We start from the raw sequence: 23,600 nt of genomic DNA, 5'->3' as shown, positions 1-23,600 counted from the left end.
TCACGACACTTGAAAGTCGCAGCGCGACGAAATGACACCGCCGGTTTGCGCGTGTGCCGCAAGCAAGCCGGTCCCGTAGCCGCCGCGCATTATGCCGGACAATTGCAACAGGTCGAACGGCCGCTCGCCGCCATGGCGGCCTCTTATCCAAACGAAAGCACGAGCGCGCGACACGCGCATCGACGCGATCAATTCATCCTGCAGACCGCAGGCGTGACCTCGATGATGACCGAGCGCGGCCATTTCGTCGTGCCGCCCGGCCATGGTCTATGGATTCCGGCCGGCGTCGCGCACCAGTCGCGAGCATGGGGCGAGGTCGAGATCCAGACCATCTATGTCACGCCGGATCGCGTGCGGAATGCGCCGGCAACCTGCCGCCTGATCAGGGTCTCCGCACTGGTCGAAGCGCTGATGGAAGAAGCGGTGCATATGCCGACCCGTTACGACCCGGAAGGGCGCGACGGCCGGCTGGTCGATTTCCTGCTCGATGAGATCGGCAGGATGCCCGAAGTGTCGCTGCATGTGCAGGTGCCGCCCGATCCACGGCTCGCCGCGATCTGCGAAGCGGTGCTGGTCGACCCGAGTTCCGATCTGACGCTCGACCAATGGGCCGATCGTAGCCAGCTCAGCCGGCGGACCTTGACGCGCCTGTTCCGCCGCGAGACCGGACAGAGCTTTGCGGCCTGGCGCCAGCGGGTGCGGCTGCTCGAAGCGCTGGCGCGGCTCGGCGCCGGCGAAGCCGTCACCTGCGTCGCGCTCGACGTCGGCTATGACAGCCCGAGTGCTTTCGCAGCGATGTTCAAGCGCGAGCTCGGCGCCGCGCCGCGCCAGTATCTGCGCTGGGCCAATCCCGAAGTGGTGATGAGGTAGGCGAATTCGCCTCACGCACCCGCGGAACGCAAAACCCCTGCGGTCAACGGGAAAGACCGCAGGGGTTTGCAGGTGGATGGCGTGAGGCCAGCAAGGCTGGGTGTCACCCCAAGGACCGGCACGCGGATGAAAGCGATACCCGCCTCGTCATGCAAGCAAGTCTTTTAGGCAGGAGTGCGTCAACATTCGCAAGCAAGGCGCGCGAGAGGACGGCGATCCTCGCGCGCGCGTTGCATGCAATCGTTTAGTCGTTGCGTGTTAGTCGTTGCGTGCGACCGCCGTCAGCTTGGTCATGTTGTGCAGCATGATCCGACCGCGCTGCAGGTCGACGATGCCGTCCTTGCGCCAGGTCTGCAGCTGCCGGTTGACGCTCTCGCGCGCCGCGCCGACGAAGATGCCGAGCTGTTCCTGCGAGATATGCACCTCGGAACCGAAATCCTCAGCCAGCGCGCACAGCCGGCGTGCGAGCCGGACCGGCAACGGTTGCAGCACGGATTCTTCCATCCGCTCGCTCTGCCAGCGGATGCGCTGGCACAGCAATTCGATCAGGCGGACCGCGACCTTCGGCTCGCGCTCGAGGAAGCCCAGGAAATCTTCCCGCCGCAGGACGAACAATTCGGTGGGCTCGCCCGCGGTCGCATCCGCGGTGCGCTCCTGACCGTCGAGGACGGCGACTTCGCCGAACAGGTCGCCGGATCCCATGAAGTTCAGGGTGAGCCGGCTGCCGTCGGAGGCACCGGTTTCGATGCGCATCTGGCCGCGGCGCACCCCAAACAGGGCGTCGCCGGGATCGCCTTTCTGGAACAGCACTTCGCCGGTGGCGAGCTGCTGGGTGTGGCAGAGGCCCGAAAGGCGCGCCAATTCGTCCGCACCGAGATCGGCGAACATCGGGTTCATTTTCAGAATGACCGCAAATTCGGCCTGTTTGCTCATTGTATTGCCTTCCAAATCCATCCGAGCGGTCCCCTCCGCCCGGTTAGCAACAATCACCCTCATAAGAGTGTGTGAGAGGTCACATAAGTTCATGCTGGTAACGGATTATTTTTCCAACCGTTGGAGCGAGGTCCCGTTTGCGGGATAATCTCCTGCGATCGGCCGTGCCTTTCCGCGGCGGAACCCTGTCTGCCCGGCTTGGAATATCGAGATGAGAGCACTGAAATTCGCCGGGGCCGCCATCGCTGCCGTGATCGTGATCATCGCGCTGGTGGCCGCGGTCGGGATCCCGTCCTCGTTCCTCACATCGGCCATCACCGAGCGGGTCGAGCGGGAGACCGGCTACACACTCAGCATCAATGGCGGCGCCAGGATTGGCCTCTGGCCGACCGCCAATCTGACGCTGCGCGAGGTCGTGTTGCAGGATCCGCGGGAGCGCGAGGCCAACAACCGGTTCGCAGCTGATCGGGTCGAGGTCGAGATGACGCTGTCGAGCCTGTGGTCGGGCCAGCCCGACATCACCGACCTCGTGATCGTCAAGCCGGTGATCAATCTGCCGCTGCAGCGCGAGCGCACCCGCGACCACAATCCGCCGGCGAAGTCTTCTGCGTCCGACAGCGGCGGCCTCACGATCCGGCATGTCAGCGTCAGCGGCGCCACCATCGTGTTCTCCAATGTGCGCGACCGGGTCGAGAACCGGATCGAGACGCTCAATGCCGATGCGACCATCGGCAACGACCGCAAGATCGTCGTCACGGGGAGTGCGAGCACCAGTGACAAGCCGCTGAAGTTCGAGATCCGCGCGACCGCGCCGCAGGCACCGCTGGAACGCCAAAACGTGCCGGCCGAATTCAACATCGACGCACCTGGCCTGTTGCCCGCGGCGATCAAGGCGAATGCGGAAGTGCGCCTGAACGGCACGGTGGTGATGTTCAACGGCGTGTCGGGCACGCTCGGCGATGGCGGCTTCACCGGTTGGGCCTCGGTCGACTTCGCCAGCAACAAGCCGCTGGTGAAGCTCGATCTCGACTTCCAGCGCATCTCGATGGCGCTGACGCCGAGCCAGCCCGATGCCGCGCAGGCGCTGGGCACCAACATTTGGAGCAACGCAACGATCGATCTTGGCGGGCTCAATTATGTGGACGCGCAGGTGCGCATCTCGACGGCGGAGCTCGTGATCGGCGACGGCCGCTTTGCGCAGGCGTCGATCGATGCATCTGTTGACAGCGGCGTGCTGAAGGCCCGCCTCGCCGATCTCGGCGCCTATGAGGGCACCGCCAATGGCGACGTCACGATCGATGCGAGAACCACCACTCCGACCTACGCGTTGCGACTCGACCTCGCCGGCGTGCGCGCGCTGCCGGTGCTGAAGAGCCTCGCCGAGTTCGACAAGCTCGACGGCACGATGCAGGCGAAGATCGCGCTGACCTCGCAGGGCAGCAGTGCACGCGCGATCGTCGGCAATCTCGGCGGCACGGCCTTCGTCGTGTTCCAGGACGGCAAGATCCTCGGCCTCAACGTCGCGCAGATGATCCGCAACCTCACCACCGGCACCTTGTCGGGCTGGCAGCAGGGCCAGGAGCTGTCGACCGATCTCAGCCAGCTCTCGGCTTCGTTCAAGCTTGACAAGGGTCAGGCCGTCACCACCGACCTCAATTTGATCGGCCCGCTGGTGAAGATGACCGGGGTCGGCACCGTCGATCTCAACACCCGCCAGATCGGGTTCCGCGTCGAGCCGCAGCTCGTGATGACCACCGAAGGCCAGGGCCGCACCGGCAATCCGGTCGGCCTCGGCATCCCCGTGATGATCGAGGGGCCCTGGGTGTCCCCGCGGATCTATCCGGAGATGCAGGGCATCCTCGACAATCCCCAGGCCGCCTATGCCAAGCTCAAGGAGATGGGCAAGGGTTTGTTCGGCGCGAACGGCCAGGGGCTGAGCCAAGGTCTGAATGGACTGACCAACCTCCTCAACGGCCTGCAGGGCGGTGGGACCGCCACACAGCCCGGCACGGGCCAGGCGCCTGGCGGTGCGACCGCCGGCCAGAACAACCCGCTCGGCGGGCAGCTCGGCGACACCATCGGTAACCTGCTGCAGCAGGGCCTCTCCACCCTGAATCAGGGCAACTCCTCCCGGCCGAGCCGCAGCCTCGCCCAACCCACTCCGGACGCGCCGCCGGCCGCCACGCCACCGCCCTCCCCTCCGCCGGCCGACACCGCCGAGCAGCACGACAATCCCGCGATGAACGACGTGCTGCGACAGCTGTTCAACCGCTGAATATTCCCGCATATCCCCCGCCGGAATGCAGGGCTAACCATGCGGCCCGAGGGGCCGCCTCGCCCCGTCGATCCGTGCTAAACAGCAGCGGATACAGTGGCGCACCCGACTGATTGGAGGGGGACGGACGAGGCTGGATGAACGGGGCACCGGACAAGGGCAAGAACTGGTTCCTGCGCGGCGGCCTGTTCGCCAAATACGTCCTCGCGCTGGTCGGCCTCGTCGTGTTCGTGCTGGCGGTCAACGGCGCCCTCGAGACCTGGATCAGCTACCGCGGCATCAAGAGCACGCTGACGGATGCGATGAGCGAGAAGGCGGACGCCACCGCCAAGCACATCGCGCAATCGATTTCCGATCTCGAGCGGCAGATCTCCTGGGTGACCCGCGCGTCTTCCAACACCATCGAGCTGCGCCGCGCCGATTATGCCCAGCTGCTCGGCCAGGTGCCGGCGGTGAACCAGCTCACCCTGATCAACGGCCAGGGCCGCGAGGTGCTGCGGCTGTCGCGCCAGACCTACACGCTGAATTCCAACGCCGACTTCTCTCGCGACCTCCGCTTCACCGAAGCTGTCGAGCGCGGCACCGCCTACGCGCCGGCGTACTTTCGCGACGAGCGGCCGTATATGTCGATCGGCGAGCAGCATTCCGGCTTCAACGCCGGCGTCACCGTCGCCGAGATCGACCTGCGCTTCCTTAACGACTATTTCGGCGATTCCCAGGTCGGCCGCACCGCCTATGCCTATCTCGTCGACGCCAAGGGCCGCGTGCTGGCGAGCTCGTCGAAGGGCCCCGAGGTCGGCAAGGACCTTGCCGCGCTGCCGCAGGTCGCGGCGGTGCTGTCGGCGAGCGGCAGACGGATCGCCTCCGGCAAGGATGTCGACGGCAACGCGGTGCTGACGACTGCGACAGCAGCGCCGGACCTCGGCTGGCACGTCTTTGTCGAGCAGCCGACCGCGCAGGCGCTCTCCCCGATCCGCGACCAGCTGGTGCGCATTGCGCTCTTGATCGCGCTCGGCCTCGTGGTCGCGATCATCGCCGGCACGATCCTCGCGCGGCGCATGCTGGTGCCGATCACCGCCCTGCGCACCGGCGCGCGGCGATTAGGGGCCGGCGATTTCGGCCACCGCATCGAGGTGAAGACCGCGGATGAGCTAGAGGAACTCGCCGGGCAATTCAACAGCATGGCCTCGCAGCTTGCCGAGACCTATTCCGACCTCGAAGGCAAGGTGAGGGAGCGCACGCGCGATCTCGCGCAATCGATCAACGAGCTGAAGGTGCTGGAGGAGGTCGGCCGCGCGGTGGCGTCCTCGCTCGACCTCAACGCCGTGCTGCCGACGATCGCCGCCCGCGCGCTCGAGATCACCCATGCCGACGCCGTGCTGATCTATGGCTATGACGCGACGAGCCGCAGCTTCAACCTGACGCAATCGATCGGCATCGACGCCGAGGCCGAGGGCCATCACCGCGCGATCGACGCCGCGAACAGCCCGCTCGCCGAGGCCGCGACGAAGGGCGAGCCGCTGGCGTTTCCCGATCTCGCCACTAGAGCGTTTTCGAGCGAAGTGGATACCGGTTCGCGTGAAGAAAACGCGTCAGAACAAGAATCCAGTGCCGATCATCCGCTGCGCGATGTCGTGGTCGGCGCCGGCTTCCACTCCGTGCTGGTGGTGCCGCTGGTCGATCAACAGGGCGTGCTCGGTTCGCTGGTGGTGCTGCGCAAGTCGGCCGGCGATTTCCCCGCGAGCCTGATCGGCCTGATGAAGACTTTTGCGCACCAGGCGGTGCTGGCGATGCGCAATGCGCGGCTGTTCACTGAAGTGGACCAGAAGAGCCACGCGCTGGAGCAGGCCAACGCCACCGTGCGCGAGCAGGCGGACAAGCTCAGGCAGCAGACCGAAGAGCTCACCGACTGGAACAAGTCGCTGGAGGCACGCGTCGAGACCCAGCTCACGGAGATCGAACGCATCCGCAAGCTCGAGCGATTCCTGGCGCCGCAGGTGGCGCAGCTGATCGCCTCCTCCGATGGCCATGAGGGGCTGCTCGACAGCCACCGCCGCGAGGTCACGGTCGTGTTCTGCGACCTGCGCGGCTTCACCGCCTTCACCGAGGCGACCGAACCGGAAGAGGCGATGAACGTGCTGCGCGAATACCACGCAGCGCTCGGCAAGCTGATCTTCAAGTACGAGGGCACGCTCGACCGCTATGCCGGCGACGGCGTGATGATCCTGTTCAACGCGCCGATCCAACTCGCCGACCATACGCTGCGCGCGGTGAAGATGGCGGTCGAGATGCGCGACACCATCGGCGCGCTGACCGAGAAGTGGCGCAACCGCGGGCACAGCCTCGGCTTCGGCATCGGCATCGCGCTCGGCTATGCCACGCTCGGCCAGGTCGGTTTCGAGCAGCGGCTGGAATATGCCGCGATCGGCAGCGTCACCAACCTCGCCTCCCGCCTGTGCGGCGAGGCCAAGGCCGGCCAGATCGTGGTGAGCCGCCGCGTCTACGGCATGGTCGAACCGCACGTCGAAGGCCGCGCCATCGACGACCTCGTGCTGAAGGGTTTCAATCACCCGATCCTCGCCGCGGAGATTTTGCGCTGGAAGGGCGAGCCGTCAGCGGAAGCGGCAGCGGAGTAGGCGACGCTTTCTCCACTCGTCGTTGCGAAGAGCGAAGCAATGACGGGCCCCGCCGGCCTCATTTTCGAGCGGGAACCCACTACCGTCGGAACCTTGCATTCGCGCGGAAAGTGTGTATAGTACCCGCCATTCGATTAGCCGTTGCGCCTTGTTGAATGGTCAGAACGGCCCTCCTCCAAAGACATCGTCAGTTGAATGGATGGCGCGCGATTCTGCGCAACACATGCGCAGATGCGCATTTTGGAGAAGAGAAGATGGCGACAGGTACTGTGAAGTGGTTCAACGGTCAGAAGGGCTTTGGTTTCATCGAGCCGAGCGATGGCAGCAAGGATGTGTTCGTTCACATCAGCGCAGTCGAGCGTGCCGGTCTGACTGGCCTGGCTGAAGGCCAGAAGGTCTCGTTCGAGCTGAAGACCGACAAGATGCGCGGCAAGACCAGCGCCGAGAATCTTCAGATCGTCTGAGCTTTTTGCTTCGGCGTGATTTCCGCGCAAACGCGTTCCGCGTTTGTCGCGATCATGCCGGTTCGTCATTCCACGGATGTACTGGGATGACGTTGCTGCCCGCTCGATCCACCCGGATTGGGCGGGTTTTAGCATGTCTTGCTGCGCGTGATCCCAAAGCACGCTGCATCGCGCCGCTCCGTGCAACAGACGCGAAGCCTTCGCAGAGGGATGATGCCTTGGAGAGAATGCCGATGACCGCCAGGAAGCCCACGCCATCGCCCGCGAGCCTCGCCAGGGCCGACCGCCAGCGCCTGGCTGCCGAGGAAGGCGCGCGCGCCATCGCCGAGGTCGAGCGCGACGCAGCCTCGATCCGCAAGAACATGGAGCGGCTGCGGGCGCTCCGCGAAGCGCGCGAGGCCAAGGCTGCGGCCGAAGCCGAGCTGGCGCCGGCACCCATCGCCAAGAAGAAAGCGCGCGTGAAGCGCATCGTGCGCTGACGCTGCGATGTTGCTGCTGCAATGACTGCCGTCATTGCGAGCGAAGCGAAGCAATCGATCCCACCTCGCACACGGAACGATGGATTGCTTCGTCGCTATCGCTCCTCGCAATGACGGTATCAATTCCGTCATCCCCGCGCAAAGGCTTCGCCTTTGTCGCTGGAGGTGCGAGCGCAGCGAGCCTCGAAGGATGCACGGCCCCGCTGGTGGCCGTCGTGCTTCGAGACGGCCGCGATACGGCCTCCTCAACATGACTGAGCGGCAGCATGACCGAATCGCATTAGGTCCCGATCAACATTGTCAAACAGCAAACAGGATATGCGTTCGCGCTCTCGCGGCGCGTTGCGCCCGAGGGATGCGATCAACTCACCCTCATTGATCGTGAGAGGGCCTAGGGAAGGCCGGGCGCCGAGTTGGGATGTCAGGGAAAATTCTGATACTCAGAATAATGTAAGCAGCTAGAAGATAGCAACTGTTGCGATATTGCTTGCATTTCCGCGAACTCCCACGAGCCTCAAATCACCATCCAGTGAATCTGGTTGTCCCCGTGATCACGATCGCGACCTCTGCCTTCGTTTCCAGGAATAACCCCTCCCCCACCTCGCTCGCGTCATGACGGGCGCGCGGAACCGCGCGTTCGCCGAGAACAAGAACACGCGAGGACTGGGTTTGATGACAGGTTTGGACGGGACGCACGCGGCGGCGTCGGTGGTGGCGTTGCACTGCTCGCTGGGATCGGGACGGCAATGGACGAAGCTTGCGGGCGCGCTCGGGGGCACGCCGTTCATGGCGCCGGATATTTCCGGCTATGGCGTCGCCGCCTGCGGGCGCGACTGGCCGCGGACGCTGGATGGCGAGATCGCGCGGCTCGAGCCCTGGCTCGCCAAGGCCAACGCGCCGATCCATCTGATCGGGCATTCCTATGGCGGGGCGATCGCGTTTCGGCTGGCGACGGCATCGCCTTATGCGCAGCGCATCCGCAGCCTGACGCTGATCGAGCCGATCCTTCCGACATTGCTGCGCGACGGCTCCGCAGACGTGCGGCTGTACGACCGCTTCGCGCGGATCGCGCAGGTGGTGTCGCAGGATATTTTCGACGGCGCGGCGCTGGAGGCGGTCGAGGCGTTCACCGCGTTCTGGGCCGGCTCCGGCCCGCGCGAGCAGTTCTCGCCGAGCGGGCGGCTGCGGATGATCGAGCAGGCCGACAAGCTGCCCTACGATTTCAACGCCGCGCTCGATCTCGACGGCGTGGCGGCGGCCGCGCGTGCCTTGCGGGTGCCGACGCTGCTGGTGTCGGGCGGGCTGTCGCCCTATGTGACGCAGCGCATCGTCGCAAAACTCGCCGCGATCATTGACGGCGCCGAGATGCGGCATCTGCCGGCGGCCGGCCACATGCTGCCGGTGACGCATGCCGAGCGGGTCAATCCGGAGATCCTGCGGCACATCTGGCGTGCCGAGGAGCTGGCGAAGCTGGAGCTGGCGGCGTGTGCCGGGCCAACTGAGGCGGCTGCCACGACGGCGCAGCCGGCTGGCTCGGCGAGGCCGCATCTGATATTCAGGAGGCCCTCATTTTGGGAATAGTTTGCAGATGAGTTTGAGGCTCGAGCGATTCATGGGTTTCGCGGAGTTTATCATCGGGCCGCGCGTTGCGCGGACCCGTTGGCTCTACCCATCCTACGGACCGTCGATTGTCGTCGCGCTGCTTCTGCTCGCGGCTTCTCCCGCGCTTGCCGCGGGCGAGGCCGACGCGGTGCCGAAGGGCGCGGCGGTGACGGTGTTGAAGGCCTCGAAATTCTGCTTCGGCAATATCGTCGAGGTCTCGGGCATCGTGCTGCCGCGCGACGAGCAGCAGATCCGGCCCGATCGGTTCGGGCTGAAGGTGGCGGAGGTGAAGGCCGATCCCGGCGACACCGTCACCGCGGGCCAGGTGCTGGCGCGGCTGACCGACGGCACCAACGCGATCAACCTCACGGCGCCGGTGGCGGGCACGATCTCGGCGTCCTCGGCGATCGTCGGCGCGCCGGCCTCCGGCAAGGACGCGCTGTTCTCGATCATCGCCAGAAACGAATACGACCTGGTCGGCATGGTGCCGACCCGCGACATCGCCAAGCTGAAGACCGAGCAGACCGCGCGGCTGAAGATCATCGGCGCCGGCGAGATGGACGGCAAGGTGCGGACGATCGCGCCGACCATCGAGCCGAACAGCCAGCTCGGACAGGTGTTCGTCGGCATCGCCTCCAACAAGCGCCTGCTGGTGAATTCGAGCGGGCGGGCGCAGATCAAGACCGGGCAGAGCTGCGGCGTCGCGGTGCCGCTGACCGCGATCCTCTATTCCACCGCCGGCACTGTGGTGCAGGTGGTGCGCGGCGGCCGCGTCGAGACGCGGCGGGTCGAGACCGGGTTGATGTCGGCCGGCCAGGTCGAGATCCGCGACGGCATCCAGGAAGGCGACATCGTCGTCGCCCGCGCCGGCGCGCTGCTGCGCGAGGGCGATCCGGTGCGGCCGGTGGGTGCCAGCGCGGACGCGAAGTAGACGAAGTAGGCGCCGCCACACTCAGTGTCGTCCCGGCCTGCGCCGGGACGACGTGGGGATAGAGCTGGGGCCTCAGCCGCCGAGCTTGATGTCTTCCAGCAGCGAGGACGATACGCTCGGCACCTGCTCGCCTTCGCTTGCGCGGGAGATCGCGACGCGGGTCTTGTTGAAGGCGGTCTCGGCGCCGGCCTGGGCGTTGAGGTTGTTGATGAGCTCGGAGACCAGCACGCTGTTCGGCGCCTTGGAATCGTCGGCGACCTTGCCCGGCGTCGCCGAAGTCAGCACGATCGTATTCTCCGGCGGGCTGATCGGGGCGAGGCCGTGCGAGAACGCACGGAAGCGGCGCTCATAGGGATTGCGGCGCGAGGCATCGAGCACGACGAGCTTGGCCTTGGCGCCACGCTCTTTCATCGCATCGAGCACGGACTCGACGCTGACGCCGGTGCGCTTGACGTCGGCTTCCTTCCAGATCGTGGCATCGACCGGGATCATGTAGCTCTCGCGGCCGACCTGCACGCCGTAGCCGCCGAAGAACAGCATCACGACGGTGTCGGGCCGGATCTTGGCCTTCATGCGCTCGACCGCGCGGAACATGTCGTCCTTGGTCGCGTCCTCGACCACGTCGACGTCAAAGCCCTCGCGGCGCAGCGCCGACGACAGGGTGCGGGCATCGTTGATCGGCTGGGCCAAAGGCGCCGCAGCGTCCGGGTAATGGCCGTTGCCGATGACCAGCGCGAGGCGGGAGGAGCCGCCCGCAATGCTGCCGGTCTGCCCGGCGGTGACGGCGCCTGCGACAGTCTCCCTGGCAACATCCGGTGTTCGCTTGTTGAGCGCGGCATGGGCGCCAATCGCCAGCGACACCGTGCCGGCCACCGCCACGCAGACGGCGATGGTGCGACGGGAAATATGAAGCTGCCTAAGGTTCATAACGTTCTAGTCCCAATCTCTATCCCGATGGCGTTCGAGCGAAATCGCGCCAGTTAGTCGCGTCAGTGACGATCAGGTTTAATGGGGTTGAGGTGTGTGTGCCGTTGAATTCAGCTCAATTTGCGGCGCCGCAACAAACACTCCCTTAACCCGGCTGGACCGCCGGAGCAACCCGGTTTGCAGCATGCTGCCGCCCGGCACAGGCCATTGACGCCGTTAAGATCCCGTTACGTGACTTCGGTCACATTTGTATTCTGTACGGATTCATGTAGCTTTCCAACGGCTTGCGAGTTTGGGGGAGGACCGGAGGAAACACCGCCGGGGGCGGCGGCGTTAACCGGTTCCTCGAGAAAGGGATTCATGAGCCTTCACGAGATCGCTGGCGCGGTATGCCGGGCGCTGACCGCCAAGAAGGACGGCCCGTCGCTTTACGACGTCTGCGACCCCGTGCTGCAGGCCTATCGCGGCGGCGATGCCCATCTCGGGAAGTTCTACCGGACCGCGCTCGGCAATCCGGCGCTGCGCGCGCTGCTCCGCCGCACCGGCCTGCCCGCCCTCAACGACGCCGACCGCCTGGCGGGCCTGCGCGCGGCGTTGACCGAGGCGCGCGACGCCGCGGCGCCTGACTGGGCCGCGATCGGCGCCCCGGTCGCCGACCTGATGGACGGCATCGGCGTGCACCACCCCGCCCCGCCGGCCGCGACGACGGCTTGCCATCCGCCGGCGACGGCCGAGATCGACCGCGTGATCCGCTTAACCGGCGCGCATCTGCTCGGCTCGTTCGGCCGATGCGGCTTCATCCCGACCTATGCCGCCTTCAACCTGATCGGCGATGCCGACATCGGAGGGCGCGAGATGCTGATGGCACTGACCGGGCTGAACGCGCGCGGCTACAAGAACTCGACCTTGCTGTTCAGCCTGGCGCGGGTCTTCATCGCGCATTCGCCGGCGCGCGGGCTGATCAACCCGCCATGGCGCGGCATCGCCGAGCCGATGTGGGAGCCGGTGCAGATCCGCCATCGCTCGGCCTATTACGATGCCTTCTTCACCGAGGCGCTGCTGAGCTATGTCGAGACCGGGCTCGCGTCACCGGATGAGGCAGGCGCGGCGCGGCGCGCGGTCGCCGAGATGGTGGAGTTCTGCCTGAAGACCAGCGCCGAGGAGGTGCCCTCGCATGACGGCTCGGTCGTGAAGGTGATCACCGCGCTGGCGCCGGGACGGCATCCGCGTTTCTCGCGCTTCTTCGCCCAGATCAAGCAGGACCTCGGCTTCGGCGTCTATGTGCCCGACTGCGACACCACGGCGTGCGCGTTCTCGGCCGCGACGCAAGCCGGCTCCGACGATCCGATCCTGCAGCAGCCGCTGCTGGATTTCTACCGCGGCTACCAGGTGCGATCGGGCGCCAACGAGCCGCGCGTCACCGTGCCGCTCAACGATAACATCGACTATGAGGGCGGTGTCGTCACCTGGATCGACAATCTCGCCGGCGAGCGGCCTTATGGCAACGACCTCGATCCGACGCTGAACCTCGACATCCTCGAGGTCTCGTTCCGCAACCTCGCCCGCTGGCGGATCATCGAGACGCCGCAACGGCTCGAGACGGTGCATCGCATCATCGCCTTCCAGAAGAGGTTGGTCGAAAGCGGCGCGTTCAGGAATCCGCGCTCGCATATCTATTATCTGCCGGAGCTCTATTCGGCCTATTTCGGCCGCTGCTACGCCGCCTTCATCGCGCTGCCGCTGGCGGCGCAGCGCGTCATCGACCCCGGCAATGTGTTCGCGCTGATCCGCGCCCGCGTGCTCGGCTACGTCCAGGGCGAGCTGATCGCGCATGAGATGAACCCGTTCGACGCCGCGCTCGCGCTGATGGCGCTGGCGCATCTTGGCGCCGAGGTCTCGACCTTCACGCCGGCGCTGCACTGCATCGTGCAAGGCCTCGGCGAAGGCGGCCGCAAGGGACCCTACAGGGCATATGAATGGAATAAGATGAAGACGCCGACGCGGATCCTGGTCGGCGGGCCCGAGGTGACGTCGGCCTTCGTGCTGATGGCCCTTGCGCTGGCCAGGAAGCGGATGCTTGCGGCGTAGGATGGTAGAGCGCAGTCGCCCGGTTCACCCTCCCCTGGAGGGGGAGGGTCGTATAGCATCGCGCGAAGCAAGATGCGATACGGGGTGGGGTGATCCCTCCACACGGGCACCGTTTCTGCGGAGAGCTGTCACCCCACCTCGGTTCGCATTGCGCTTCGCTTCATACGAACCGATCCTCCCCCTCCAGGGGAGGATGACATCGCGGAGCGGGATGACGCGAAGTTGAAACTGGCGGAAACGCAACACCACTGGCAGGGTTGCCCAATTGCCCGCACAATCCTCGCCGATCCTTTGGGCCCGGAACGCTGAACGAAAGACTGGCCGGAAACGCCGATGCTCAAGACGCTGCTCACTGCTGGCCTGCTGCTGTCGCTGCCGACGCTGGCTGTCGCCGCCGACGTCACCGGCGTGCCGAAGATCCGCGACGGCGACCAGCTCATGATCGGCAGCGTCAAGATCCGGCTCGGCGGGATCGACGCGCCGTCGACCGACCAGCTCTGCCTCAACACCAAGGGCGAGCGCTGGACCTGCGGCGTCGCCGCGCGCGACGAGCTGATCAAGCATGCCGGCAACAAGAGCTGGACCTGTCACGCGCGTTCGGTCGATCGCCGCGGCCGCACCATTGCGCGCTGCGAGGTCGACGGCGAGGACATCCAGAAATGGATGGTCAGCAATGGCTGGGCGCTGGCCTACACCCGCATCTCGCATGACTACGAGCCGGACGAGAAGGCGGCGCGCGAGGCCAAGGCAGGGATGTGGCAGGGCGCATTCATCGCGCCGTGGGACTGGCGCGTGCGCAACAAGAAGACCACCGTGCTCGGCACCGTGAAAGTGCCGGAGAGTGCACACTCGATCCTGCTCGCCTCGGCCTCCGGCCCGGTGGCGCCCTCGCCCGACTGCACCATCAAGGGCAACGTCAACCGCTCCGGCGAATGCATCTTTCACCAGCCGACCAGCCGCTGGTACGCCAAGATCGAGATGAAGATCAGCAAGGGCACGCGCTGGTTCTGCTCGGTCGAGGAAGCCGAAGCCGCCGGCTGCCGTGAGACGCGGCGCTAAGGCGCGCGACGCACTGATCCGGAAGCGTGTGCCGTGACTGACATCGAAATCAACCCGCCTGCGGCGCGCCGTCGCAAACGCGTGCGCTATCTGCAGCTGCTGCTGTTCGTCCTGGTCACCTATCTGATCGCGGCCTATCTGGTGCTGCCGGCGCTGTGGACGCATTACGAGCACCAGAAGGGCCTCGCCAATCTGCCGATGGTGACCCGCACAGCGCAGGGCATTCCCGGCGACCCCATGAATGTCGGGCTGATCGGCGACACCAAGGACGTGGTCTGCGCGATGCACGAGGCCGGCTGGTTCCCGGCCGATCCGGTCACGCTGAAATCCTCGATCGAAATCGTAGGCAGCGTGCTGCTCGACCGTCCCTACAAGGATGCGCCGGTGAGCAACCTGTTCTATCTCGGCCGCCGCGAGGACCTCGCCTTCGAACGGCCGGTCGGATCGAGCGCGGATCGCCGCAACCATGTCCGTTTCTGGCGGGTGCTCGATCAGGGTCAGGAGAAGCGCCCGGTGTGGCTTGGCGCTGCGACGCTCGACCGCAGTGTCGGCATCAGTCGCTACACCGGCGCGGTGACGCATCATATCGCCGCCGACCTCGACGCCGAGCGCGCGCTGCTCGCGACCGATCTCGAATCCGCCGGCATGGTCACCGCGAAATACCAGGTCACCGGCATCGGCCCGACCTTCGACGGGCATAATGGCGGCGGCGACCTCTATTACACCGACGGTGAAATCTGGGTGATGCGGCTGGTCGAGGCCTGCCGCAAGAACGACGGGACCGTCGAGCAGATTCCAAGCCCCGCCGCGACCGAGTTCAAGGACCAGATCTGGCGTGCTGTGGTCGAGACCATCGACAAATAAGGCTGTGTCCCGCGCTTTTGGAAACGCTGGATTGCTTCGTCCGGCTCGCAATCGCGGCCACGATGGCATATCCTCCACGCTTGACCCCTCAGACGCATGATTTGCGTAGCTTTACCCAAAAGGAACAGGACGATGACCGTTCGCGCGGGCCGGGAATTTCTGGCCATCCCCGGGCCCACCACGATGCCTGATCAGGTGCTGCAGGCGATGCATCGCCCGGCGCTCGATATCTACTCCGCCGAGATGTTCGAACTGACCGAAAGCCTGCTGCGCGATCTCTCGAAGCTGTTCGCCACCATGGGCAAATCCTACATCTACATCGCCAACGGCCACGGCGCCTGGGAGGCGACGCTCTCCAACGTGTTGTCGCGCGGCGACAAGGTGCTGGTGCTGGAGAGCGGGCGCTTCGCGATCGGCTGGGGCCAGGCGGCGGCCGCGATGGGCGCCGATGTCGAGGTGCTGAAGGGCGACTGGCGCCGCGCGATCCGCCCGGCTGAGGTCGAGGAGCGGCTGCGCCGCGACAAGGAGCACAAGATCAAGGCGATCCTCGCGGTGCAGGTCGACACCGCGTCCGGCGCCTATAACGACATCGAGGCGATCGGCAAGGCGATCAAGGCCGCGGGCCATCCCGCGCTGTTCATGGTCGATACCGTCGCCTCGCTCGGCTGCATGCCGTTCGAGATGGACAAATGGTATGTCGACGTTGCGATGTCCGGCTCGCAGAAGGGCCTGATGACGCCGCCCGGCCTCGGCTTCGTCGCCGCCAATGACCGCGCCTGGGACGCGCACAAGAAGGCCGACCTGCGCACGCCGTATTGGGACTGGACCGAACGCGAGGGCTCTGAGCACTACCGCAAATATGCCGGCACCGCGCCGGTGCATCTGTTGTTCGCGCTGCGCGAGGCGATCAACATGCTGCACGCCGAGGGCCTGGAGAATGCCTTCGAACGGCACCGGCTGCTCGGCGAAGCCGTGCGCCGCGCCGTCGCCGTCTGGGGCGAGGGCCAGGTGCTCGGCTTCAACATCGCCGAGCCCGCCGAGCGCTCCAACACGGTGACGACCGTGACCGTGAAGGGCGCCGATCCCGCCGCGATCCAGCGCTATGCCAAGGAGAAGTGCGGCGTGGTGCTCGGCACCGGCATCGGCGACCTGCAGGGTCAGGCCTTCCGCATCGCGCATATGGGCCACGTCAACGCGCCGATGATCCTCGGCACGCTCGGCGTCGTCGAAGTCGCGCTCACCGCGCTGAATATCCCGCACGGCAAGGCCGGCGCCGACGCCGCCATCCAGTGGCTCGGCGAGAACGTGAAGGCGTAACGGGCGAGCAGAAGATCGAACCGCCGCCGAATCCGTCACCCTGAGGAGCCGCGCTTCGCGCGGCGTCTCGACGGGTCGACGGCCGAGCTGCCGCCGCGAAGCTGACACAGGCGCGCGGAGATATCCGGGCCGTCGATCCTTCGAGGCTCGCTCCGCTCGCACCTCAGGATGACGGGACACTGGTCACGGGGTCATCACAATGGGCATCTACGTCTACATGCTTCGCTGCGCCGACAACTCGTACTATGTCGGCAGCGCAACGGGCGATGACCTTGCACCGCGCATCGAGCAGCACAACGCGGGCACCTTCCCCGGCTACACCTACAATCGGCGACCAGTCGTCCTCGTCTGGTCGGAGTACTTCGAGCGCATCACCGACGGCATCGCGGCAGAACGGCAGATCAAGGGCTGGGGCCGGGCGAAGAAGGAAGCGCTGATCCGATCGGATTGGGTTACGATCAGCCAACTGGCCCATCGACGCGGAGCAACTCCTTCCCCGTCATCCTGAGGAGGCCGCGCAGCGGCCGTCTCGAAGGATCGACGGCCAAGCTGCCGCCGCGCGGCAAGATGAGCGCGCCGAGAAATCCGGGCCGTCCATCCTTCGAGACGCGCGCAAGAGCGCGCTCCTCAGGATGACGGGAAGGGAATTGCGCGAGGCGCATTGCTAGAGATGCATCAACACTATTCGCCGTCATCATTTTCCGCTTTACTGCCGGCAACAGCCGGGCGCGGATCCCTGCAACTTAACAAGATGGAGGGATCGCTTGGCATCGGTGGAGCTGCGTGGCCTGGTCAAGCGGTTTGGATCGTTTGTCGCGGTTGATGATGTCTCGCTCACGATCGATCACGGCCGGCTGGTCTGCCTGCTCGGGCCGTCCGGCTGCGGCAAGACCACGACGCTGCGGCTGATCGCAGGCTTCCTCGAACCATCCGGCGGCGAGATCCGTGTCGGCGACCGCGTGGTGTCATCGAAGGCGCGCACGCTGCCGCCCGAGCAGCGCAACATGTCGATGATCTTCCAGAGCTACGCGTTGTGGCCGCATATGACGGTGGCCGAGAACATCGTCTATGGGCTGCGCTTGCGCAAAATGGATCGCGACGCCATCGCCAAGAAGCTCGCCGCGATCCTGGCGACCACCAAGCTGGAACCGCTGGCGCAGCGCTATCCGGGCGAGCTCTCCGGCGGCCAGCAGCAGCGCGTCGCGCTGGCACGCGCGCTGATCGTCGGCCCCGAGACGCTGCTGCTCGACGAGCCGCTGTCCAATCTCGACGCCAATCTGCGCGAGGAGATGCGGTTCGAAATCCGCCGCCTGCACGACGAATATCGCTACACCACCGTCTACGTCACCCACGATCAATCCGAGGCGATGACGACCGCCGACCTGATCGCGGTAATGAATGCCGGCAAGATCGACCAGCTCGGCAGCCCTGAAGACATCTATGCCCGGCCGGAATCCGAATTCGTCGCGCGCTTCATCGGCGCGGCCAACGTGATCAAGGGCACCGCGCGCGATGCGACCCATGTCGAGTTCGCCGGCGCGACGCTCGCGGTGGTCGGCGCCAGGCTCACGGCCGGCCAGAGCGCGCCGGTCGCGATCCGCCAGCACGAGATCCAGCTCTCGACGCAAGCCCCCGCCGCAGCGCAGAACACGCTCAAGGCCATCGTGACGCGACAGGTCTATCTCGGCATGAACCGCGACTACATGGTGGAAACCTCTGACGGCACCTCGCTGCGGGTGACCACGCCGACCGAGACCGCGGTCGAGAAGGGCAGCGAGGTCTGGCTGACACTGCCGGCGGAACGCTGCCGGGCCCTCAGCCGATAACGAACAAGAAACGGAGGGACGCGATGCGGAAACAAATCTCCAGACGCCACGTCCTGAAAGGCTCTGCGGCGCTTGCGCTCGGCAATGTATTCGCGTCGCCCGTGCGCGCCGCGCCACCCGAGCCGGCCGCGATCACGCCCGATCTGGTGGCGGCCGCGACCAAAGAAGGCAAGCTCGTGTTCTATTCGTCGATGGACCTGCCGGTCGGCGAAAAGCTTGGCAAGGCGTTCGAGACCGCCTATCCCGGCATCAGCGTACAGATCGAGCGTTCCGGCTCGGAGCGGCTGTTCCAGCGCGTGGCGCAGGAATTCGACGCCAACATCCACGCCGCCGACGTCGTCAACAGCGCCGATGCCTCGCACTTCATCCCGTGGAAAAAGAGCGGCTGGCTGATGCCGTTCGTCCCCGAGGACGTCGCCAGGCACTTCCCCGACGGATATCGCGACCCGGACGGCATGGCCGTGACCACGCGGCTGTGGCTGTCGTCGATCGCCTACAACACCAATCTGGTGAAGGCGGAGGATGCGCCGAAGAGCTTTGCCGATCTGCTCGACCCGAAATGGGCCGGCAAGATGGTGAAGGGCCATCCGGCCTATAGCGGGACCATCATGACCACCACGTTCCAGATCGTCCGCGAGCTCGGCTGGCCCTACCTGGAGAAGCTTTCGAAGCAGCGCGTGATGCAGGTGCAGTCCTCGACCGATCCGCCGAAGAAGCTCTCGCTCGGCGAGCGCGCCGTGATGGCCGACGGCAATGAATACGGCATCGTGCTCTTGAAGGAAGCCGGACAGCCCGTCGAGCCGGTCTACCCGACCGAGGGCACGCCGACGATCTCGGGTCCGACAGGCATCTTCGCCGGCGCGCCGCACCCGAACGCCGCAAGACTGTTCCAGGCCTGGCTGCACACCCGCGAGACCCAGCAATTCTTCGTCGACTTCACCGGGCAGTATTCGGTGCACGCGCAGGTGCAGCCGAAGGCCGGCCGGCGCAAGCTCGCCGACATCAAGCTGATGAAGGAAGGTCCGGCGGGGGTCGAGGCGATGACCGAAGAGATCAAGACGCGCTATGCGCGGCTGTTCAGGGTTTAGATGGTACGGCCCTCACAACAATCGTCATTCCGGAATGCGCCTCTTGGCGCAGGCCCGGAATCCATAACCACGATCGTGAGTATGGATTCCGGGCTCGCGCTTTGCGTGCCCTCAGGTGCGCAATTGCGCACCGCGAATGACGAGGAGAGATGTCTCGCATGATCCTCACGCCCACCATCTCCCCCACCACCCGCGCCCGCATCGACTGGACGCGCCCCGTGTTGTGGCTGTTCGCGGCGGTGCTCGTGCTGTTGATCCTGCTGCCGCTGTCGTGGCTCGCGGTCTACGCTTTCACCGACAAGAACCGCCATCCGACGCTGCAGAACTTCGTTACGCTGTTCAGCAATCCCGATTTCCTCGATCCGCTGCTGACCACCGCGATCATCGCGACAACGTCGGCGCTGATCTGCTGCATCGTCGCGGCGCCGCTCAGCTGGCTGGTGTCGCGCACCGACATGCCGGGCCGACAGACCATCCGCGCGCTGGTGACGGCCTCGTTCGTGACGCCGCCGTTCCTCGGCGCGGTCGCCTGGGAACTGCTGGCGGCGCCGAATTCCGGGCTGCTCAACCAGCTCTACCGGCTGTTCGCGGGCGAGGATGCCGACGCGCTGTTCAACATCTATTCGATGACCGGGATCATCTTCGTGATCTCCTGCTACACGTTCCCGTTCGTGTTCGTGCTGGTGGCCAATGCGCTCGACACTATGCCGGGCGAGCTGGAGGACGCCTCCGCGATCCTCGGCGGCAATGCCTGGACCACGGCGCGGCGGGTCACCATCCCGCTGGCGCTGCCCGCTTTGGTCGCGGGCGCCTTGATCGCATTCCTGCAGGCGATGACGCTGTTCGGCTCGCCGGCGATCCTGGCACTGCCGGCCGGCTTCCACACGATGACGACCAAGATCTGGAGCCTATTCTCAGTATCCGCCGAAGCTCGAGCTCGCGGCCGCCGCCGCGGTACCGCTGCTGGTGCTGACCATCCTGCTGCTGCAGGGCCAGAAGGCGCTGCTCGGTCGCCGCGGCTATTCAGTGATCGGGGGCAAATATGGCGCGCCGCGCCGGGTCGAGCTGCGCGGCTGGCGCTGGGCCGCCCTCGGCTTCTGCCTTTTGGTCTTGCTCAATCCCGTGTTCCTGCCTTACCTCGCGCTGCTCAACGCCGCGTTCTCGCCGAACGCCACCACGCTGGTGACGCCGTCGACGGCAACGTTGCACAACATCGTCTTCGTGTTCACCGAGCTGTCGTCGACCCAGCTCGCGCTCAAGAACACCGTGATCCTCGGCACCGCCACCGCGACGATCGGCACCCTCCTCGCGCTGGTCATCGCCTATGTCACGACGCGGAAGGTGATCGCGGGCCACCGCATCCTCGGGTTCCTCGCCACGGCGCCGGTGGCCGTCCCCGGCATCGTGCTCGGCGTCGGCCTTTTTCTAAGCTACACGCGGCCGCCCTTCGTGCTCTACGGCACGCTCTGGATCCTGCTGCTGGCGTTCCTCACCATCAATTTGCCGTCGGCCTATCAGCAGCTGCAGGCGGCATTCACGACCATTCATCCCGAGCTCGAGGAGGCGAGCCGCATCCTCGGCGCGACGCGGCTGCAGGCGCTGCGCCAGATCACCGCGCCGCTGCTGCGCACCGGCGTGATCGCAACCTGGTGCTTCATCTTCATCGGCGTGATGCGGGAACTGTCGGCGGCGATCGTGCTGTTCACCTCGCAGACCAAGGTGCTGTCGGTCCTGATCTACGACCTCAACGAAGGCGGCGACCTCGCCGCGATCGCCGTGCTCGGCATTGCGATGCTGGTGATCACATTCGCCGTGGTGCTGGCGGTGAACCAGATCCCGATGTCCGGCGGCAATGCAGGTGCGAAGCTGCGGAACGGGTAGCTCGACCTCTCAGCGCAATGCCGTCGGGCGCGCGGGAATGCGCGCCCCATCTGGCAATCGCCACATTCATCCCGATATAAGGCGGAACCCCGCACCATGAGGATCGTGTGACCAAATCCGCCACCACAACACCGCCCCCTGTCGCGCCGCGCCGGCCGCATTCCTTCACCACCCATGGCATCACGGTGACCGACGACTATGCCTGGATCAAGGATCCGAAATGGCAGGAGGTGCTGCGCGATCCCTCGATCCTCGATCCCGACATCCGCAGCTATCTCGAAGCCGAGAACGGCTACACCGAGAGCCTGCTCGGCCATACCGACGGCTTGCAGAAGCGGCTGGTCAAGGAGATGCGTGGGCGGATCAAGGAGGATGATTCCAGCGTGCCGTCGCCGGACGGCCCGTTCGCCTATTTCCGCAAGTTCCGCGAAGGCGGCCAGCACGAGCTGTACTGCCGGACGCCGCGCGATGGCGGCGACGCGCATGTCGTGCTCGACGGCGACGCGCTCGCGAAGGACCACGAATATTTCAAGTTCGGCGGCAGCCGGCATTCCAACGACCACCGCCTGCACGCCTGGAGCGCCGACACCAAGGGCTCCGAATATTTCTCGATCCGCATGCGCGACTGGGCAACCGGCGGCGACCTCGACGACCTCGTCGAGGAGACCGACGGCGGCGTGGTCTGGGCCGCGGATTCCAAGAGCTTCTTCTACGTCAAGCTCGACGACAATCACCGCCCGATGCAGGTGTGGCGGCACAGGCTCGGCACCCGGCAGGCCGACGACATCCTGATCTATGAGGAGCAGGATTCTGGCTGGTTCACCCATCTGCACGAGAGCGCCAGCGGCCGCTTCTGCGTGATCGCCGGTGGCGATCACGAGACTTCCGAACAGCGGCTGATCGATCTCGCCGATCCCGAAGCGCCGCCGCGGCTGGTCGCGGCGCGCGAGGAAGGCGTGCAATATTCGATCGCCGACCGCGGCGACGAGCTCTTCATCCTGACCAATGCCGACAACGCGATCGACTTCAAGGTGGTCACCGCGCCGCTCGCCGCGCCCGAGCGCGCCAACTGGCGCGACCTGATACCGTATCGCGAGGGCGTCTATGTGCTCGACGTCGAGCTTTATGCCGGCCACATGGTGCGGCTGGAGCGCGCCAACGCGCTGCCGGCGATCATCATCCGTGACCTCAAGAGCGGCGAGGAGCACGCGATCTCCTTCGACGAGGCAGCCTATTCGCTCGACACGATGGGCGGCTACGAATTCGACACCACCAATCTGCGTTTTGCCTATTCGTCGATGACGACGCCGTCGGAGGTCTATGACTACGACATGGCGACGCGGACGCGTGTCCTGCGCAAGCGGCAGGAGATTCCGTCCGGCCACAACCCGGCCGATTACGTCACCACGCGCATCATGGCGACCTCGCATGACGGCGCGCAGGTGCCGGTCTCGATCCTGCACCGCAAGGATTTTGTTCGCGACGGCAAGGCGCCGCTCTTGCTCTACGGCTACGGCTCCTACGGCATGGCGATGCCGGCGTCGTTTGCGGCGAACCGGCTGTCGCTGGTCGACCGCGGCTTCGTCTACGCGATCGCGCATATCCGCGGCGGCGCCGACAAGGGCTGGGGCTGGTACCTCGACGGCAAGCGCGAGAAGAAGACCAACACGTTCGACGATTTCGCTGCCGCCGGGCGCGCGCTGATCGAGGCGAAATACACGGGTGAAAAACGCATCGTCGGTCATGGCGGCTCGGCCGGCGGCATGCTGATGGGCGCGGTCGCCAACCGCGCCGGCGAGCTGTTCGCCGGCATCGTCGCCGAGGTGCCGTTCGTCGATGTGCTCAACACCATGCTCGACGACACGCTGCCGCTGACGCCGCCGGAATGGCCCGAATGGGGCAATCCGATCGAGAGCGAAAAGGATTTCCGCACCATCCTGTCCTATTCGCCCTACGACAATGTCGCGGCAAAGGACTATCCGGCGATCCTGGCGATGGGCGGGCTCACCGATCCGCGCGTCACTTACTGGGAGCCGGCGAAATGGATCGCCCGGCTGCGCGCCACCATGCGCGGCGGCGGCCCGGTGCTGCTGCGCACCAACATGGGCGCCGGCCACGGCGGCGCCTCCGGCCGCTTCAACCGCCTCGACGAAGTCGCGATCGTCTACGCCTTCGCGCTGTGGGCGGTGGGCATGGCAGAGAGAGCGGAGACGTAAGGTGCCGGTTGGCTTGCGCGGTCCCCTCCCCATCGTCGTCCCCGCGAAGGCCGGGACCCATACCGCGTGATCTATCGAGCAAGGAAGTCGCAGTAACCGCGGCACTGCCAGTCTTCGCCAAACTCCTCCCTGTGGTTATGGGTC

General features: G+C 65.8%; 20 protein-coding genes and 1 pseudogene. 17 read left to right on the top strand and 4 right to left on the bottom strand.

What is annotated here, in order from left to right; genetic code table 11:
• The gene (locus HU230_RS35050) at positions 1–243 is read right to left on the bottom strand and encodes a hypothetical protein (RefSeq protein ID WP_224944343.1); all 243 of its coding nucleotides are present in this window, start codon (positions 241–243) and stop codon (positions 1–3) included.
• On the opposite strand from HU230_RS35050, the gene HU230_RS35045 reads away from it, so the two are divergent.
• Positions 133–870: an AraC family transcriptional regulator gene (locus tag HU230_RS35045; protein WP_224944256.1), complete on the top strand. Its 738-nt coding sequence runs from the start codon at positions 133–135 to the stop codon at positions 868–870. The genes HU230_RS35050 and HU230_RS35045 overlap by 111 nt on opposite strands.
• A gap of 258 nt (positions 871–1,128) precedes the next feature.
• Here the strand turns inward: HU230_RS35045 and HU230_RS35040 are convergent, their stop codons facing one another.
• On the bottom strand, positions 1,129–1,803 hold the full coding sequence (locus tag HU230_RS35040) for a Crp/Fnr family transcriptional regulator (protein WP_176534276.1): 675 nt from the start codon (positions 1,801–1,803) through the stop codon (positions 1,129–1,131).
• A gap of 211 nt (positions 1,804–2,014) precedes the next feature.
• On the opposite strand from HU230_RS35040, the gene HU230_RS35035 reads away from it, so the two are divergent.
• The 6 genes from HU230_RS35035 (at position 2,015) to HU230_RS35010 (ending at position 10,190) form a co-directional block, all read left to right on the top strand.
• Entirely contained in the window at positions 2,015–4,078 is a 2,064-nt protein-coding gene (locus tag HU230_RS35035; protein ID WP_176534277.1) for an AsmA family protein, read from the top strand.
• A gap of 137 nt (positions 4,079–4,215) precedes the next feature.
• Complete coding sequence (locus HU230_RS35030) at positions 4,216–6,714, top strand: adenylate/guanylate cyclase domain-containing protein (RefSeq protein WP_176534278.1); 2,499 nt, start codon at positions 4,216–4,218, stop codon at positions 6,712–6,714.
• A 254-nt stretch (positions 6,715–6,968) separates the two neighbouring features.
• Entirely contained in the window at positions 6,969–7,178 is a 210-nt protein-coding gene (locus HU230_RS35025) for a cold-shock protein (protein WP_029084280.1), read from the top strand.
• 233 nt (positions 7,179–7,411) lie between these two features.
• A complete protein-coding gene (locus HU230_RS35020) occupies positions 7,412–7,657 on the top strand; it encodes a hypothetical protein (protein WP_176534279.1) in 246 nt (81 codons plus the stop codon).
• Between the two features lie 672 nt (positions 7,658–8,329).
• A complete protein-coding gene (locus HU230_RS35015) occupies positions 8,330–9,238 on the top strand; it encodes an alpha/beta fold hydrolase (protein ID WP_176534280.1) in 909 nt (302 codons plus the stop codon).
• Positions 9,239–9,245: 7 nt separating this feature from the next.
• Entirely contained in the window at positions 9,246–10,190 is a 945-nt protein-coding gene (locus tag HU230_RS35010) for an efflux RND transporter periplasmic adaptor subunit (protein ID WP_224943896.1), read from the top strand.
• 72 nt (positions 10,191–10,262) lie between these two features.
• On the opposite strand, the gene HU230_RS35005 is transcribed toward HU230_RS35010, so the two are convergent.
• A complete protein-coding gene (locus HU230_RS35005) occupies positions 10,263–11,117 on the bottom strand; it encodes a caspase family protein (RefSeq protein ID WP_176534281.1) in 855 nt (284 codons plus the stop codon).
• Between the two features lie 360 nt (positions 11,118–11,477).
• Here HU230_RS35005 and HU230_RS35000 point away from each other — a divergent pair, with 360 nt between their 5' ends.
• From HU230_RS35000 to HU230_RS34970, 7 genes are all read left to right on the top strand, one after another.
• Positions 11,478–13,205 carry a hypothetical protein gene (locus HU230_RS35000; protein WP_176534282.1) on the top strand — a complete coding sequence of 576 codons (1,728 nt, stop codon included), beginning with the start codon at positions 11,478–11,480 and terminating at the stop codon, positions 13,203–13,205.
• A 333-nt stretch (positions 13,206–13,538) separates the two neighbouring features.
• Positions 13,539–14,264 carry a thermonuclease family protein gene (locus tag HU230_RS34995; RefSeq protein ID WP_176534283.1) on the top strand — a complete coding sequence of 242 codons (726 nt, stop codon included), beginning with the start codon at positions 13,539–13,541 and terminating at the stop codon, positions 14,262–14,264.
• 33 nt (positions 14,265–14,297) lie between these two features.
• A complete protein-coding gene (locus tag HU230_RS34990) occupies positions 14,298–15,128 on the top strand; it encodes an LssY C-terminal domain-containing protein (RefSeq protein WP_224943895.1) in 831 nt (276 codons plus the stop codon).
• Between the two features lie 132 nt (positions 15,129–15,260).
• Positions 15,261–16,445: a pyridoxal-phosphate-dependent aminotransferase family protein gene (locus tag HU230_RS34985; protein WP_176534284.1), complete on the top strand. Its 1,185-nt coding sequence runs from the start codon at positions 15,261–15,263 to the stop codon at positions 16,443–16,445.
• 199 nt (positions 16,446–16,644) lie between these two features.
• Positions 16,645–16,953, top strand: a complete 309-nt coding sequence (locus tag HU230_RS34980) for a GIY-YIG nuclease family protein (RefSeq protein ID WP_176534285.1) — start codon at positions 16,645–16,647, stop codon at positions 16,951–16,953.
• A gap of 265 nt (positions 16,954–17,218) precedes the next feature.
• A complete protein-coding gene (locus HU230_RS34975) occupies positions 17,219–18,271 on the top strand; it encodes an ABC transporter ATP-binding protein (RefSeq protein WP_224944253.1) in 1,053 nt (350 codons plus the stop codon).
• Between the two features lie 23 nt (positions 18,272–18,294).
• Complete coding sequence (locus HU230_RS34970) at positions 18,295–19,359, top strand: ABC transporter substrate-binding protein (RefSeq protein WP_176534287.1); 1,065 nt, start codon at positions 18,295–18,297, stop codon at positions 19,357–19,359.
• Positions 19,360–19,642: 283 nt separating this feature from the next.
• Here HU230_RS34970 and HU230_RS34965 read toward each other — a convergent pair whose 3' ends face one another.
• Positions 19,643–19,927, bottom strand: coding sequence for a hypothetical protein (locus HU230_RS34965; protein ID WP_224943892.1), 285 nt, complete (start codon positions 19,925–19,927; stop codon positions 19,643–19,645).
• Between HU230_RS34965 and HU230_RS34960 the strand changes: the two are divergent.
• The 3 genes and pseudogenes from HU230_RS34960 to HU230_RS34950 all read left to right on the top strand — a co-directional run.
• A pseudogene (locus HU230_RS34960) lies at positions 19,815–20,195 on the top strand (ABC transporter permease subunit); the annotation flags it as partial. The gene HU230_RS34965 and the pseudogene HU230_RS34960 sit on opposite strands and share 113 nt — an antisense overlap.
• Before the next feature lie 130 nt (positions 20,196–20,325).
• Positions 20,326–21,240, top strand: a complete 915-nt coding sequence (locus HU230_RS34955; RefSeq protein ID WP_224943890.1) for an ABC transporter permease — start codon at positions 20,326–20,328, stop codon at positions 21,238–21,240.
• 107 nt (positions 21,241–21,347) lie between these two features.
• Positions 21,348–23,456, top strand: a complete 2,109-nt coding sequence (locus tag HU230_RS34950) for a S9 family peptidase (protein WP_176534288.1) — start codon at positions 21,348–21,350, stop codon at positions 23,454–23,456.
• Positions 23,457–23,600 lie beyond the last annotated feature (144 nt).

The organism is Bradyrhizobium quebecense (assembly GCF_013373795.3).
Taxonomy (GTDB): Bacteria; Pseudomonadota; Alphaproteobacteria; order Rhizobiales; family Xanthobacteraceae; genus Bradyrhizobium; species Bradyrhizobium quebecense.
This window is presented reverse-complemented; position numbering and strand designations above follow the sequence as displayed.